This window comes from Sphingobacterium thermophilum (assembly GCF_039541675.1).
GTDB classification, from domain to species: domain Bacteria; phylum Bacteroidota; class Bacteroidia; order Sphingobacteriales; family Sphingobacteriaceae; genus Sphingobacterium; species Sphingobacterium thermophilum.
Window position 1 is genome coordinate 71,994 of record NZ_BAABGR010000003.1, and the last position, 15,657, is coordinate 87,650.

The 15,657-nt window shown below is 40.9% G+C and carries 14 protein-coding genes; 8 read left to right on the forward strand and 6 right to left on the reverse strand.

Annotated features, from left to right (window positions below):
• Positions 1–35 precede the first annotated feature (35 nt).
• Complete coding sequence (locus ABD873_RS01060) at positions 36–1,280, reverse strand: MFS transporter (RefSeq protein WP_345063453.1); 1,245 nt, start codon at positions 1,278–1,280, stop codon at positions 36–38.
• Positions 1,281–1,378: 98 nt separating this feature from the next.
• Here ABD873_RS01060 and fsa point away from each other — a divergent pair, with 98 nt between their 5' ends.
• The 3 genes from fsa (at position 1,379) to rnr (ending at position 5,226) form a co-directional block, all read left to right on the forward strand.
• Entirely contained in the window at positions 1,379–2,038 is a 660-nt protein-coding gene (gene fsa, locus ABD873_RS01065) for a fructose-6-phosphate aldolase (protein ID WP_039053484.1), read from the forward strand.
• 85 nt (positions 2,039–2,123) lie between these two features.
• Entirely contained in the window at positions 2,124–2,597 is a 474-nt protein-coding gene (locus ABD873_RS01070; protein ID WP_039053485.1) for a Fur family transcriptional regulator, read from the forward strand.
• Positions 2,598–3,096: 499 nt separating this feature from the next.
• The gene (gene rnr, locus ABD873_RS01075; RefSeq protein WP_345063458.1) at positions 3,097–5,226 is read left to right on the forward strand and encodes a ribonuclease R; all 2,130 of its coding nucleotides are present in this window, start codon (positions 3,097–3,099) and stop codon (positions 5,224–5,226) included.
• A 50-nt stretch (positions 5,227–5,276) separates the two neighbouring features.
• Here the strand turns inward: rnr and ABD873_RS01080 are convergent, their stop codons facing one another.
• On the reverse strand, positions 5,277–6,260 hold the full coding sequence (locus ABD873_RS01080; protein ID WP_345063461.1) for a metallophosphoesterase family protein: 984 nt from the start codon (positions 6,258–6,260) through the stop codon (positions 5,277–5,279).
• Between the two features lie 265 nt (positions 6,261–6,525).
• Between ABD873_RS01080 and rpsL the strand changes: the two genes are divergently transcribed.
• The 4 genes from rpsL to rpsJ all read left to right on the forward strand — a co-directional run bounded on the left by rpsL (position 6,526) and on the right by rpsJ (position 10,055).
• Positions 6,526–6,927: a 30S ribosomal protein S12 gene (rpsL, locus tag ABD873_RS01085; protein ID WP_345063464.1), complete on the forward strand. Its 402-nt coding sequence runs from the start codon at positions 6,526–6,528 to the stop codon at positions 6,925–6,927.
• Positions 6,928–6,949: 22 nt separating this feature from the next.
• Positions 6,950–7,417 carry a 30S ribosomal protein S7 gene (rpsG, locus tag ABD873_RS01090; RefSeq protein WP_039053487.1) on the forward strand — a complete coding sequence of 156 codons (468 nt, stop codon included), beginning with the start codon at positions 6,950–6,952 and terminating at the stop codon, positions 7,415–7,417.
• Between the two features lie 129 nt (positions 7,418–7,546).
• The gene (gene fusA / locus ABD873_RS01095) at positions 7,547–9,670 is read left to right on the forward strand and encodes an elongation factor G (RefSeq protein WP_345063468.1); all 2,124 of its coding nucleotides are present in this window, start codon (positions 7,547–7,549) and stop codon (positions 9,668–9,670) included.
• A 79-nt stretch (positions 9,671–9,749) separates the two neighbouring features.
• The gene (gene rpsJ / locus ABD873_RS01100) at positions 9,750–10,055 is read left to right on the forward strand and encodes a 30S ribosomal protein S10 (protein WP_039053489.1); all 306 of its coding nucleotides are present in this window, start codon (positions 9,750–9,752) and stop codon (positions 10,053–10,055) included.
• A 74-nt stretch (positions 10,056–10,129) separates the two neighbouring features.
• Here rpsJ and ABD873_RS01105 read toward each other — a convergent pair whose 3' ends face one another.
• Both ABD873_RS01105 and ABD873_RS01110 read right to left on the reverse strand, forming a co-directional pair.
• Entirely contained in the window at positions 10,130–10,837 is a 708-nt protein-coding gene (locus tag ABD873_RS01105; RefSeq protein WP_039053499.1) for a DsbA family oxidoreductase, read from the reverse strand.
• A gap of 123 nt (positions 10,838–10,960) precedes the next feature.
• Positions 10,961–11,554 (reverse strand): porin family protein, encoded by a 594-nt coding sequence (locus ABD873_RS01110; RefSeq protein ID WP_345063474.1) that lies wholly within the window; start codon positions 11,552–11,554, stop codon positions 10,961–10,963.
• 588 nt (positions 11,555–12,142) lie between these two features.
• Between ABD873_RS01110 and ABD873_RS01115 the strand changes: the two genes are divergently transcribed.
• Positions 12,143–12,859, forward strand: coding sequence for a 3-ketoacyl-ACP reductase (locus ABD873_RS01115; RefSeq protein WP_039053490.1), 717 nt, complete (start codon positions 12,143–12,145; stop codon positions 12,857–12,859).
• 12 nt (positions 12,860–12,871) lie between these two features.
• Here ABD873_RS01115 and ABD873_RS01120 read toward each other — a convergent pair whose 3' ends face one another.
• Together ABD873_RS01120 and ABD873_RS01125 are read right to left on the reverse strand one after the other, a co-directional pair.
• A complete protein-coding gene (locus tag ABD873_RS01120) occupies positions 12,872–14,011 on the reverse strand; it encodes an AI-2E family transporter (RefSeq protein WP_345063479.1) in 1,140 nt (379 codons plus the stop codon).
• 80 nt (positions 14,012–14,091) lie between these two features.
• Positions 14,092–15,657 (reverse strand): MFS transporter, encoded by a 1,566-nt coding sequence (locus ABD873_RS01125; RefSeq protein WP_345063482.1) that lies wholly within the window; start codon positions 15,655–15,657, stop codon positions 14,092–14,094.

A 15,657-nucleotide genomic window follows, 5' to 3' on the forward strand; every position in this document is an offset into this window, starting at 1 on the left:
TAAGCCCTTAGAAAATTTCTAAGGGCTTATTAGTATCACTTTCTCCATTGAGGATATTCAATCTTAAATAATTTACGTTGAATATGCAGACGTAGATAAATATAGAAACAAACGGATATCAAAACGCCTATACTTCCCATGATATAAAGCGCATTTTTAAGCCCTACAGCTTCAGCCATAGCACCCGTTAACAAACTTCCTATTGGGAAGATTCCTTGAAAAGCCATCACATAATAAGACATTATACGCGCCCTAAAAGCCGGTAAGGAATGGGTCTGTATATAGGTATTGATACTGGAGTTTTGCATCATCATGGCGAAGGATACCGCTACAGTAGATAAAATGGCAGAAGGTAAGAAATGTGAATAAGCAAGTAACAACAGCGACACGCCCATGATCAATGCCGAAAACATTACTCGATAGCGAAGATTCTCTCCAGACTTGAGACTCGCCATCCGTATAGCTCCAATCATAGCCCCTAATCCAGCCGCCGACTCAAACCACGAAAAGGTTGCTTCATCTCCATGGAATAGATCACGTGCAACAGCCGGCAATAGAGAAGTATAAGGAATGACAAATAGGCTCGAAAATGTCATGATAATAATCAAAGAAGCAAGATGAGGAGATCGCTTCAGATAATCAAAACCATCCTTCAACCCTTGCATATGAGAGCTGCCCTTGGATAAGATTATTGGCTTCTCCTTCACTTTCATCAACGACAAAGTTGTCAAAACCGGAATAAAACTCAGGAAATTAACAAAGAAACACATCAGTTCACCATAGGCACTCAAAAGAAAACCTCCTATGGCGGGCCCTACCATACGTGCCGCATTAAAGACGGAGGAATTCAACGCAATGGCATTGGGCAAATCCTTTCTATTATCAACCAAGGAAGACAAGAGAGCCTGTCTGCCCAACACATCGAAAGCATTAATCACCCCTTGTGTAAAGCCTAGCACGCACAACCACGTTACTGACTCCCAACCGACAAATACTACTAATGTCAACAGCCCCGCCTGTAACATCAGAAGCACCTGCGTCCATACCACCAGCCTGTATTTAGAGCGCCTGTCTACAAAAGATCCTATAAAAGGCGACAGCACCAACGAAGGCAGAAGAGAAATGAAAGAGACAAAGCCTAACCAAAATACAGAGTTCGTAAGTTCATATACCAGCCAGCTTATGGCTATGCGCTGCATCCATGTACCTAGAAGGGATAATGACTGTCCTATCGTATGCAGCCTAAAATTAGGATAATGCAACGACCTGAAAATTTCCATGCAAGCAATATATCTCTAAATATTGAATAATTAACTACATTTGTAACAGCTAAATTTATAGATAGTTTTAAATTTATTACATTTCAACAGATTAGAGCATGAAGTTTTTTATCGACACAGCCAACCTAGATCAAATCAAAGAGGCACAAGACTTAGGCGTATTGGACGGGGTAACAACCAACCCTAGCTTAATGGCAAAAGAAGGCATAACAGGAGAAGAAAATATTCTAAATCACTACAAAGCTATTTGCGACATCGTAGATGGCGACGTAAGTGCTGAGGTAATCTCTACCGATTACGAAAACATGATTAAAGAAGGTGAAAAATTAGCATCTTTAGACCCTAAGATTGTGGTTAAGGTACCTATGATTAAAGATGGTGTTAAAGCTATCAAATACTTTAGCCAAAAAGGTATCAAAACTAACTGTACGTTGGTATTCTCTGCAGGTCAGGCCTTATTAGCAGCCAAGGCGGGAGCTACCTACGTTTCACCTTTCGTTGGCCGTTTGGACGACATCTCTGTAGATGGCTTAGGCCTTATCGAAGAGATCCGTCTTATCTATGACAACTACGGATTCCAAACACAAATCCTTGCCGCTTCCATCCGTCACAGCGCACATATCTTAAGCTGTGCGAAGATCGGCGCCGATGTGATGACAGGTCCTTTGTCGGCTATCACCGCTCTTCTAAAACATCCTTTAACTGATAGCGGCTTGGCTCAGTTCTTAGCAGACCACGCCAAAGCAGCAGGCAAATAAAACGAAATTACACGCATATTGTGAAACCCTCCAACACTCCATTGGAGGGTTTTCTTTTACCCTTAAAATTTAGTATTTTTACATCATGAAAACTGCAGCACACGAAGTAAATAGGACAGCTACTCAAGCTGATTTTACCCAACTTTTGAAGTCGAACGGACTAAAAGTTACCAAACCGCGCCTTCGTGTTCTGGAAGTAATATCTGACAAAAAGACAGCCATCAAACAACCCGAATTGGAGAAGGTGTTCGGCTCCGAAATAGACCGCGTGACCTTATACCGCATCCTGGCATCTTTCGAAGACAAGGGAATACTCCACAAAATTTTTGACCTGCACGGCACTGCCACCTATGCCATATGCTCATCCAAATGTACCGAACATCACCACCACGATCAGCATGTTCATTTCATTTGTTCAGTATGCAACAGTGTGTACTGCCTTGACGAAATTTCCATTCCAAAGATTAACGTTCCACAAAATTTTTCCCTTCATTCTATAGGCATTAATGCAGTAGGTATCTGCAGCAACTGCCAGGAAGAAATCACCGAAAATAAATAGCTTTCCACTTTTCTTACAACCTGAAGACTGAAAATCTTGCACATTCTTCAATATCGTGCAAAAAAGGTCTTTAATATGAATTTCATGCCTAAAAATCACGCCTTTATTTTAGCTAAATAGAATTATAAATCTTTATTTTATAATTATTTAAATCAGCTAAAATAAAACTTAAATTGACACATATAATTATCCAAAACACTTGACAAAAAACAACAACAAACTAAAACACTGACAATCAAGCTATTACAAAATAATATTTTAGCATAAAAACTAAATAAATAACTATTTATCAATACATTATTAAAACTAAAATAAACACTAAATTCATAAACAAAACTTTACCTTCATCCAAAAGCTTAACAAAGGCTTAATATGAATATCTGGTATCAATTTTGTATCTTTAGAACCAACTAGAATAGAATACCTATCTGCCCAAATGAAAGTAGCCCCTCTCCTACTCTTGGTTTAAGATAGAAGAAATGAACAACAGAAAACTTCAATGAAGAACAAAAAAGAAAACCCATATAAAGAAGTCTTAACAAAACTGATTATTGACGTCTTTGAGAAAAACGGTAATCAGCTAATGAACTACAAACAGGTAGCGGCAAAGCTTAACATCACGGATGCAGAGTCAAAAGCCGCTATTGCAGACATCCTCAATGACGCCTCCAAAGAAGGCTTCTTCCAACAACCCGAAAGAGGGAAATTTAAATTACGACAGCTTAACGTTTACATAACAGGAACTGTCGATATGACAGCTGACGGATCAGCCTACATCGTGCCTGACGACGAGCTTGAAAACGACATCTTCGTAGCTCCAAGAAAGCTGCGACAAGCTCTCCATGGAGACTATGTTAAAGTGCACGTTTACGAACGTAAAAAAGGAAAGAAAAGAGAAGGTGAAGTGGTGGAAATTTTGCAGCGTGCAAAAACCGATTTCACCGGAACGATAGAGATCTCGAAGAACTACGCCTTTTTCCTTCCGGATGACAGGAAAATGCTTAATGATATCTTCGTGCCTTTGGCCAACCTCAACGGCGCCAAGGATGGAGAGAAGGTAGTTGTCTCCATCATCGAATGGCCAAAAAATGCCAAGAACCCGATAGGTACGGTAAAGGCTGTACTAGGAAAAAAAGGAGAGAACGACACCGAAATGAATGCCATCCTTACGGATTTCGGTTTTCCACTAAAATTTCCGGATGAGGTAGAAAAGGCAGTCCAAGCTATACCGGACGAAATTCCGACAGAAGAGATAGCAAAACGTCGTGACTTCAGAGACGTCCTCACCTTTACAATAGACCCTTTCGACGCCAAAGATTTTGACGACGCCATCTCCTTCCGTGTGCTGGACAATGGCAATTACGAAATCGGAGTACACATCGCGGACGTGACCTATTACGTCACGCCGGACTCTATCTTAGATAAGGAAGCTTTCAGCAGAGGAACCTCCGTCTATTTGGTTGACCGTGTTATCCCGATGTTGCCAGAGCGCTTGTCCAACGATTTATGTTCATTAAAACCCAATGTGGATAGGCTTACCTTTTCTGCCGTATTCGAGATGGACGATAAGGCCAACGTGTTGAATGAATGGTTCGGCCGCACCATCATCCATTCGGACCGCCGCTTCACTTATGAGGAAGCTCAAGAAATCATCGAAACAAAAGAAGGGAATCACGCCGAAGCTATACTCAAATTAAATGAACTGGCTCACATCTTGCGTGAACGCAAATTTAAAAATGGCGCAATAAGCTTCGAAAGTGAAGAGGTGAAATTTCACTTGGATGAAAACGGAAAACCTTTAGGTGTCTACACCAAGATCCGAAAGGATGCACACAAACTGATAGAAGACTTCATGTTGCTAGCCAACCGCAAGGTGGCAGAATTTATCGGCAAACGCGGAAAAGGAAAGAACAAGCCCGGCTTTGTGTATCGCTTTCACGATGTACCTAATACCGAAACACTGACCAGCTTCTCCACCTTTGCTGCCCGCTTCGGCCATAAGCTCAATCTACGCACTGAAAAGGAAGCAGCAAAATCCCTAAATGTACTGATGACACGTATTGAGGGCACAAAAGAACAAAACCTTTTGACCTCCTTGGCGATTCGGTCCATGGCTAAAGCTATATATACAACCAAGCGTCATTCGCACTACGGACTAGCTTTCGACTACTACACCCATTTTACATCACCTATACGTCGTTATCCAGACGTAATGGTACATAGACTTCTTCAGTTCTACTTAGAAGGAGGCAAAAACATTAATATAGAACACTACGAAAAGATGGCCGAACATTCGTCACAAATGGAAAAGAAAGCAGCCGAAGCCGAAAGAGCGTCCATCAAATACAAACAAGCCGAATTCTTACAAAATCAGATTGGCGTTGAATACATCGGTATTGTTTCTGGTGTCACAGAATGGGGAATGTACGTGGAGATCGAAGAAAATAAATGTGAAGGTATGGTAAGATTGAGGGATATTACAGATGATTTCTACATCCTCGACGAGAAAAATTACGCTATCATAGGACAGCGTAAGAAAAAAGTATATCAGCTGGGAGACGAAGTACGTATCAAAGTGAAAAAAGTAGACTTAGAAAAAAGACAGATAGATTTTACGCTTATCAGCTAATAAAGAAATCCTAAGCCGAGGCTTAGGATTTCTTTATTTAGGTCATACACCTATTTTCTCCATTTAAAAACTGTTCCGTTAAATCCAGAAACGGAATCCGGTAAAGTTTCCAAGCTTATATGCGAATGGAAAGCCGGTTCATACCCCGTTATTTCTACCGCCTCTATTCCTTTTCTTTTAGGGAGGGTGATGAGTGCGTATGCTTTCGTCGCCGGAGCCGTATGCCTCAGCAATGGTCTAGGCCCTCCACCAAGACATCCGGCATGCAGCAGCACCAGCTCTTCCTTTGTCGCCGGATAGTAGGCATGCTGATGTCCGGAAATATACATATCCACACCGTGTTTACGGAGAAATTCAAGCGTAGCATCCGCCTCGTTAAGTACCTCCCCTTTCTTATTTTTTGAAGCAACGATAGCATAGAGCGGAAGATGGCCAAGCACGATGCGCGCACGAGCTTGCTTAGCTATAGGCTGTTCCAACTGCACTGCCATCCACTGCTTCACGGACTCAGGAATCACTGCCGAAGAGGCATCCCAGCTTATGAAAAACACATTATCTTTCATATAGGAGTAATAGTATGGATAGTAAGTGTCATCCACAAAAACAAGATTTGTCTTTTGCTTATTCTTAATCCAGAACGAGGAAGCTGCCGCCCTATCAAGCTTATAGCTAGGAGAAGCATCGTGATTGCCCACAGTAAAACCAAAGGGTATGCCCAACTGAGCAATAGGTTCCAACACATACTGACCGAAAGCCAGCCACATTGAATCCAGACGCGAAGCCGTCAACAAAGCTTTCTGCCCTGCGACCATATCTCCCCCACATAAAATAAGATCCGGCTTAATATCCTTAATACGCGCCACCACATCATGGACCTCCTTACTGTAGGTGACCGAACCATAACTATCGTTCAGATCTGAAATCAAAAGAATTTTCAGTTTACGATTTTTACTTTCTTTGCGTAGGGACTGTGCCACAGCGAAGGTACAGCCCAGACAAAGGATTAGACTTACAAGTATTCTGTGTAGACTCATACTTCAAAAGTAACCATTAACGTCCATATCTTATCTTTCATACAGAATTTTTCAACACTATTTTCCAAAAAAGACAAGTACACCTTAACTTTGCACATCATTTTAACGAGAAAAAAGAACAGACATCCCTACAGCAGCTAATGCTTGAAAAGTGCGGTTTATGTCTAAAACTTTTTTCTACACAACACTTTACATTTACATTTTTTCTATATATCTTTGCGGACTTAAAAAAGGATTTTAAACAAAAATTTAAAACGAAAGGTAAATGCCTACTATTCAACAATTAGTTAGAAAAGGTAGAGTAGCTCTGGTTGATAAGAGTAAGTCACCAGCGTTGGACTCATGTCCACAGCGAAGAGGTGTGTGTACACGTGTATACACTACTACCCCTAAGAAACCAAACTCAGCAATGCGTAAAGTAGCTCGTGTACGTTTAACAAACGGTAAAGAAGTGAACGCGTACATTCCAGGTGAAGGTCACAACTTACAAGAACACTCGATTGTATTGATCCGTGGTGGTCGTGTGAAAGACTTACCAGGTGTGCGTTACCACATCATCCGTGGTGCACTAGATACTTCAGGTGTAGCAGGTCGTAACCAACGTCGTTCGAAATATGGAACTAAACGTCCTAAACCAGGACAGGCGGCTCCAGCAAAAGGTAAATAATAATTAAACGGAGGAAAAGAAAATGAGAAAAGCAAAACCAAAAAAGAGAATCATTTTGCCTGATCCAAAGTTTAACGACGTTCAGGTAACGAGATTTGTAAACAATATGATGTATGACGGTAAAAAATCCATCGCATACTCTATTTTTTACAACGCTATAGATTTAGTAGAACAAAAAACTCAAGAAAACGGTTTAGAGGTTTGGAAAAAAGCTCTAAACAACGTTATGCCTTCAGTAGAAGTTAAATCTCGCCGTGTAGGTGGTGCTAACTTCCAAGTTCCTATGGAAGTACGTCCTGAACGTAAAATTTCCTTGGGAATGAAATGGTTAATCACTTACGCTCGTAAACGTGGTGAGAAAAACATGTACGAGAAATTAGCGGGCGAAATCATTTCAGCTTCTAAAGGTGAAGGTGCAGCTGTTAAGAAGAAAGAAGATACGCACAAAATGGCGGAAGCTAACAAAGCGTTCTCACACTTCAGATTCTAATAGTGAAAACAGACATTCAAATATAGGCACACCGACCCTGGATAATAAAGCAAATTTATTATCAAGGTCGGTGTACTTATTTCCAAAAACAGTTTAAAATAAAAGCCCCCTAAGGGAAACTTTAATCATATGGGAAAAGATTTAAAATTAGTTAGAAATATTGGTATCGCTGCCCACATCGATGCTGGTAAAACGACAACTACAGAACGTATTCTTTACTACGCCGGTGTAAACCACAAGTTGGGTGAAACCCACGAAGGTTCTGCTACAACAGACTGGATGGCACAAGAGCAAGAGCGTGGTATCACTATTACTTCTGCGGCTGTAACAGTATTCTGGAACTACCGCGGTAAAAAATACCAAGTGAACATCATCGATACACCAGGACACGTGGACTTTACCGTAGAGGTAAACCGCTCTTTACGTGTATTGGATGGATTGGTATTCTTGTTCTCTGCTGTAGACGGTGTAGAACCTCAATCAGAAACAAACTGGCGTCTTGCAGACAACTACAAAGTACCTCGTATCGGTTTCGTAAACAAAATGGACCGTTCTGGTGCGGACTTCTTGAAAGTTGTTAAGCAAGTAAAAGACATGTTAGGCTCTGAGGCTGTAGCTTTACAGTTGCCTATCGGAGCTGAAGATGACTTCAAAGGTGTAGTTGACTTGATCAACAACCGTGGTATGGTTTGGAATGAGCACGACAAAGGTATGACTTATACAGAAGTGCCTATTCCTGATGACATGAAAGAAGAAGTTGCTATCTACCGCGAAAAATTATTGGAAGCTGTAGCTTCTTACGATGAGTCTTTGATGGAAAAATTCTTCGAAGATCCTGATTCTTTGACAGAACGTGAAATCTTAGACGCATTACGTAAAGCGGTATTAGACAACGCTATCGTACCAATGGTTTGTGGTTCTTCGTTCAAAAACAAAGGGGTACAAACTATGCTTGACTTGGTAATGGAATTATTACCTTCTCCAGCAGACCAAGATGCAGTAAAAGGTACGGACCCTAGAACAGAACAAGAAATCAACCGTAAACCTTCTGAGTCTGAGCCTTTCGCCGCCTTAGCATTCAAAATCGCTACTGACCCATTCGTAGGTCGTTTATGTTTCATCCGTGTGTATTCTGGTGTGCTTGAATCAGGTTCTTACGTATTGAACACTCGTTCGGGCAACAAAGAACGTATCTCACGTATCTTCCAAATGCACGCCAACAAACAAAACCCTATCGAAAGAATCGGTGCTGGTGACATCGGTGCGGTAGTTGGTTTCAAAGATATCAAAACTGGTGATACTCTTTGTGATGAGAAAAACCCTATCGTTCTTGAGTCTATGGTATTCCCTGAGCCGGTTATCGGTTTGGCAATCGAGCCTAAAACTCAAGCTGACGTAGATAAATTGAGTATCGCATTAGGTAAATTAGCAGAAGAAGACCCTACATTCCAAGTATTCTCTGACGAAGAGACTGGTCAAACAGTGATCAAAGGTATGGGAGAGCTTCACCTTGAAATCTTGATCGACCGTCTGAAACGTGAATTCAAAGTAGAGGTTAACCAAGGTGCTCCTCAAGTAGCCTACAAAGAGTCTATCACAGGCTCTACCGAACACCGTGAAGTGTACAAAAAACAAACTGGTGGTCGTGGTAAGTTCGCGGATATCAAAGTGGTTATCTCACCAGTGGACGAAGATTGGGATGTTACAAAGAGCCCTCTTCAATTCGTTAACGAAATCGTGGGTGGTGCTATTCCTAAAGAATACATCCCTTCTGTACAAAAAGGTTTCGAAGCTGCTATGGCAAACGGTGTATTAGCAGGATACCCATTGTCAGGCATGAAAGTTCGTTTGATCGATGGTTCATTCCACCCTGTGGACTCTGACTCATTATCATTCGAATTGGCAGCAAAATTAGCTTACCGTAACGCCTTACCAAAATGTAGCCCAGTGTTGATGGAGCCTATCATGAAAGTGGAAGTGTTGACTCCAGAAGAAAACATGGGTGATGTTATGGGTGACTTGAACCGTCGTCGTGGTCAAATGCAAGGCCTTGACTCTCGTAACGGTTCTCAAGTGATCAAAGCTCACGTACCACTATCAGAAATGTTTGGTTACGTAACTCAATTACGTACTATCACTTCAGGTCGTGCAACTTCTACAATGGAGTTTGATCACTATGCTGAAGCTCCTCGTAACATCCAAGACGAAGTGGTAGCTAAGTCTAAAGGTAAAATCAAAGATATCGAAGACTAATAATCTAGATATTTAAAGGATAACCGACCTCCTATTGCAAATAGCTCTAATAGGAGGTCATTTAAAACAATAAAGTAAAATGAGCCAAAGAATTAGAATCAAATTGAAATCTTACGATTACAATTTAGTTGACAAATCAGCTGAGAAAATCGTAAAAACAGTAAAACCTACAGGTGCAGTAGTATCAGGTCCTATTCCTCTTCCTACTGAAAAGAAAATCTACACTGTATTGCGTTCACCACACGTTAACAAAAAAGCACGTGAGCAATTCCAATTATGTTCTTACAAAAGATTATTGGATATCTACTCATCAAATGCTAAAACTGTTGACGCGTTGATGAAACTTGAATTACCTTCAGGTGTTGAAGTTGAAATTAAAGTGTAATTGAATTAGATTTCAATATCCAAAGAAAAACCTTCTCTTGTGGAGAAGGTTTTTCCATTTCTACACAACCGAACTTAGTCGCAACCTTCAGGCCCACAAGAAGGAGCTTCTTCTGACTGTTCTATTTCAAAAGTACTATTGTTTGCCTTCCACTCTGTTACAGCTTTTTCCAATGTTTTCTCGAAAACCTCTATGGGCTGGGCACCGGAAACTCCAAACCTACGGTTGTACACAAAAAAAGGAACTCCTTGAATTCCAAGTTGCCGCGCCTCGTGGATATCCATCTTCACCTCATCATCCAGACGTCCCTCTTGCAGCGTCTTCTCAAAATCGTCTGCCGACAATCCTACCTTATCCGCAATGTCTTTTAAAACTTCCAAATCGTCTATATTTTTCCCTTCGGTAAAATAACTTCGAAACAGAAACTCTTCGACATCATTCTGCTTACCGAAAGCTTTTGCATAGTGGGTCAGCACATGAGCCCGGAAAGAATTTGCAACTATCGACTTATCGAAATTATAGACAAGACCTTCCTGTGCAGCCATCTGTGTGACCTGTGCATTTAGCGCTTTAGCTTGCGCTAAGTCTATACCTTTATGTTGAGCCAGATATTCGTCAATATTCAAAGAAGGATCCGTTTGTAGGTAAGGATTCAGCTGAAAGCTCTTCCATTCTATTTCCACCATATCCTTGTAAGGAGAATGCTCCAAAGATTTTTCAAATCTTCTTTTACCGATATAACAGAAGGGACACATCACGTCACTCCATATCTCAATCTTCATTTTATGCATAACAAATTCTATATATCCTAAAAATACGAAGAGCAGAAGAATAATCCGTCAGTCTAATGTATAAAAAAAGCCCTCTCCAGCGTGAGAAGGCTCTTCCTCAAAATTTCTTGCTATTTAAAACTGGAATCCTATACCTACCGAAAACAACTTGTTCTTGGTGGTAGCTCCCGAATCTTTGTCAATGTTGGTCAACCCCCACCCATAACCTGCATTGAGCGACAGACCATTTCCCAGCCTATAACCACCTAAAATGTTTACTCCGGCATCGAAAGCCTTGAGATCCGCTTCATCAAAGCTTCCACTCTCACTTAAATTGCCATAGGACACTTTCGCTGAAACCCCATACGCTACGTATGGACCGGCACCTAAGAAAAGGTTGCCCATCCCTGCAGGGATATAATAAACAAAATTTAGCGGCACCTCAATATACATAAGGTTCATCTTCACATTTTCCGACCCAATCTGATACTTTCCTCCTTTATTTTGCAAAGAGATGCCGGGCTGAAAGGTAAAACCATTACTGAGACCTACATCAGCATAACCGGTAAGATAAAATCCCGTATTAGCATCAGAAGTGATGGTCAACCCCTCACCGGAGGTGACAACTTTAGGAAATGTAACACCCGCTTTGATACCATACGATGTCTGCCCATTCGCTACCGTGGCAAATCCACATACCACAGCCATAGCTAACAAAAATCTTTTCATAATTTATGGTTTATTATCTTACCTAAAATAACATTTTTTTTGAATAAAAACATTTTATAAAGAAATGAAAGCGCAATAAACTCTGTTGGTAAAAAAATAAGATTAGCGATATGTCGACAGATGGAAGGCTATAGACTGCTCAATCAGATTCAATAGTCTCCTAAGTCTAAATATTGAAAAGCCTTCCCCAGCATGAGAAGTTTTCTTAAAATAGATATCCTATTCCGATGCTAAGAGACCTATTCTACAATCTCTCTGTGGCATTAAATCCACATTCATCAGCAAGCCGTTAGCCAGTTTATACCCTCAAAGCAAGTTAATACCTGCTACAAAAGACTCTTACATCGAATGGTCAAAACTTTCATTCTCTGTCACAATTCTACTGTCATCAAATTTCGTGTGACATAGCTCTCTATTTTCTCTTTTTCTACCCTTATTCTGCAGAGAAAGTCTCAACTTCACAGCAATTCCCCCTAAATCCAAATGGATATATCCCGTCACCCAAACGTGTTAATCTCTCCAATGATTTTTTACTAATCTATGGCGCAAAAATGACGTTCTTACTGACCTTTATTGGTACCTTCGTATATGGAAAATTTAAAAGGAAAGTTCGCTCTTATCACGGGCGGAGGAAGAGGATTAGGTAAGGCAACGGCCCTAGCTTTTGCTAAAGAAGGAATCAACGTAGCTATCACAGGAAGAAATCAAGCTTCCTTACAAGAGACCGTCAAAGAAATCGAAGCGTTGGGTGTGAAAGCGGCGTACAAAGCCTTTGATATTAAAAACTTCAATGAGGTATCAAAAGCTGTAGAAGAACTGAACAAAGAGTTTGGCTCATTCGATATCTTGGTAAATAATGCCGGAATTGGCGTATTCGCCTCTGTGATGGATATGGATGTAGATACTTGGACAGATATCATCAACACCAACCTATTGGGCACCTATTTTGTGACAAAAGCCGTATTACCACAGCTTATTGCAAAAAATGAGGGAGACATCATCAACGTTTCATCTACCGCCGGCTTGAACGGTGCTGCCACCACCTCAGCCTACAGTGCTTCAAAATTCGGCGTCATAGGCTTCTCGGATTCTTTGATGCGGGAAGTACGTAAGCACAACATCCGTGTCTGTACTTTGATGCCTTCTACCATCGCTACCGACATGTCTGTAGAACTCAAACTGACCGACGGCAATCCCGAAAAAGTATTGCAGCCGGAAGACTTCGCCGAACTAATTGTCGCTAACCTTAAGCTGCCTCGCAGAGCTATGCTTAAATCGGCTTCCCTTTGGTCAACAAACCCATAGCAAAAAAGACGGTTATCCGTCTTTTTTGTTTTCTACCTCTCTGATCTCCACAATTTCGGGATATAGTTCACTACGTAAGATCTTATACGAATGATCGGAGGAGTCTTCCTCTCCCAACAGAAAGCCCCACGGCTTTAGATCGTAAATCCTGTCAAAGACAATCTTCATAATCGCCAATATCGGTATGGCCAAAAACATTCCCGACACTCCCCAAATCAACTCCCCCATAATGATTGCCAACATCGCAAAAAGAGAATTTACCTTCACCTTGGATCCCACGACTTTAGGAACCACAAAGTTGCTATCTATAAAATGAACGACAATCAGTGCTATAACCACGAAAAGCACATGGGTCAGAGAAGAGGTTGCAAAGGTAATGAGAGAAATCATCAACATGGCAGCAAAAATCCCTATATAAGGCAATACGTTGATGACACCGGTAATCAACGACAGCATAAGACTATATTTCACACCTATGATACTCAAAGCGATAAAGGTCATGGCCGCCACAATAAGCATCTGCAAAATCAAGCCTATAAGATACTTTTTCACCACATACTGTATCTCATGGGCTATTTCAAGGATAATAGCCTGATGTTGAGGCTTATTCAGCAAGAGAAAGAAACGCAGGATATGTCTTCTATACAAAAGAAGGAAGAAGGTATATAAAAAGGTAAACACCATCAGAATAAAGACCGAAGAAAGCGATAGCAAGGCTATCCCTACAATAGCCGTACCCTGATTGATGGATTTATTGAGTGTTTGCGACAAATATTCGGATTGCTTGTTATATCCTATGTTGAATGTCTGACGTATCCATTCTTGCAAAGATTCTATCCCTCCGATAATCTGCTTCTCGAAGGCTGGCCAGTCATCTTTCAACAAGGTTAACTGTGACCCTATAAGGGTAAACAGTCCCCCTACAAATGCAGAAAAAAGAATCAATGAAACCAATGCGGCCAAAGTACGATGGAACCTGAGCTTCTTTTCAAACCAGTTGCACACAGGTACCAACAACAGAGCAAACAACCCACCCAATATCAAAGGCACAATAATCGTCTGACCAATACGCATAAGATATCCTATAGCGATAATACTGATCATTATTGCCGCAAGTTTTAAGTAAAAAGGCAGAGAAAAAAGTCTACGCATAGATGTATAGGCATTTAAAAGAAATCATGCTTCCTTAATACCTATAAATCTACATAAAGTTTGAAAAACAGAAAGTATTTTTATTTTAAAGAAAGAATAGTTTTTTTCAATGGCCTATAACAGAGAATAGCCAGCAGGATGACCATTCCGAAAACAAATAGACCCCTGAAAATTTCAGTATCCGCAAGAAGAAGAGCTTGCTGTGCTACTTTATTCTTTAATGTCGTTGAAGAAAGACGCAACGCATCATTATATAAATATTGCGAATAATATTTCCCAAATATGGCGAACCACTGTTCTTGAAACACAGGACGCGTCACATCCATATTATGGGCCAGCAGAAACTGATATTTCGTAGAAAGATAAAATACAAGATTCTGCATCAGGGCAAAACCGAAGGTGCTGGTCCAGAAACGTGTAGCGGTACCTGCTTGGGAGGCACTACTCGAAATGCTAGGATGCACCGCCCCAATCATGAAAAAAAACAGAGGAGTCATCAAAATTCCTTGTCCTACCCCTTCTATAAATAAGGCAGGACCAATGGCACGAACCGTAGTATCCGGATAAAAAAGATAACTAAACCATAGCATCACTCCTGCCAGTATGGCAAAGGCTGTAATAAATATTTTCTTATACCCCACTCCTCTTGTAAAAAGAAAATAGGAAATCACAATCCCCAACAGACTACCTGCAACATTGAAATATTGAACCTTAAGCACATACTCCCAAGGCCATTTCCAAACTGTGCCCATCACTTGATATATATTGCTCATGCCTGATCGCAACACATAAAAGCAGAAGAATAGTATTACTCCCCCCAACACGCGCTCGGATTTAAATACCTCAAAATGATATAATGGTCTCTTGCTCGTACGCTGATAAAATAAGAATAAGGCACAAAAAAGCATACAACTCACCAAAGCCAGTATTATTCTTTCGGACTCCAACCAGTTATATTTCTTCCCATACACCAAAAAATAGGCACCCGAAATAAGACCTATAGCCAGTAAAACAACACCGGCAAGATTTAGTTGGTATAAAGGTTTCTTAGGAAAAATGCGGTGAGGACGGAGCAGAAGCAGATAAATACAAAGAGCTAGCAGATGAAAACCTATAACCGTGTAGATAATGAAATTATGACTGTAGTGGTCGATAGCGTATTTTACCAACGAAGTGGAATATTTATCACCCGTAAGCATGAACGAATACAACACACTGTAGGCTACAAACTTGGCATTGGGGCTTTTTAAGGTCTTCATCAAGACAGGAATCATAATACATCCCTCGAACAAGGATAAAGGTCCCTGAACAATCCTTAATGCTAATAGCAGTTGCGTCTGTCTTGTGCACGTCATGGCAAAAAGGACAAGGATATTGAGTGAAGTCATCACCAACAGGTAAAGCCGCACATTCATTGCCCCGAAAAGACGACTATGCAGAAAGAGAGCACAGACAATAAGCGCATACCCCAAAGAAAACATAAACTGCAAATCCTCCACTTCCATCTCTAAAAAGGAAGCAGTGAAGGTGCTGTTCAAGTTAAACATGGACAACAGCATCAAATGGGGAAACATTGCCAATGCCAAGAGAGCTACTGCCACCTTATCAGGAACCCAAGACTTGATCAAGCTACTTGTTGTGCTCAT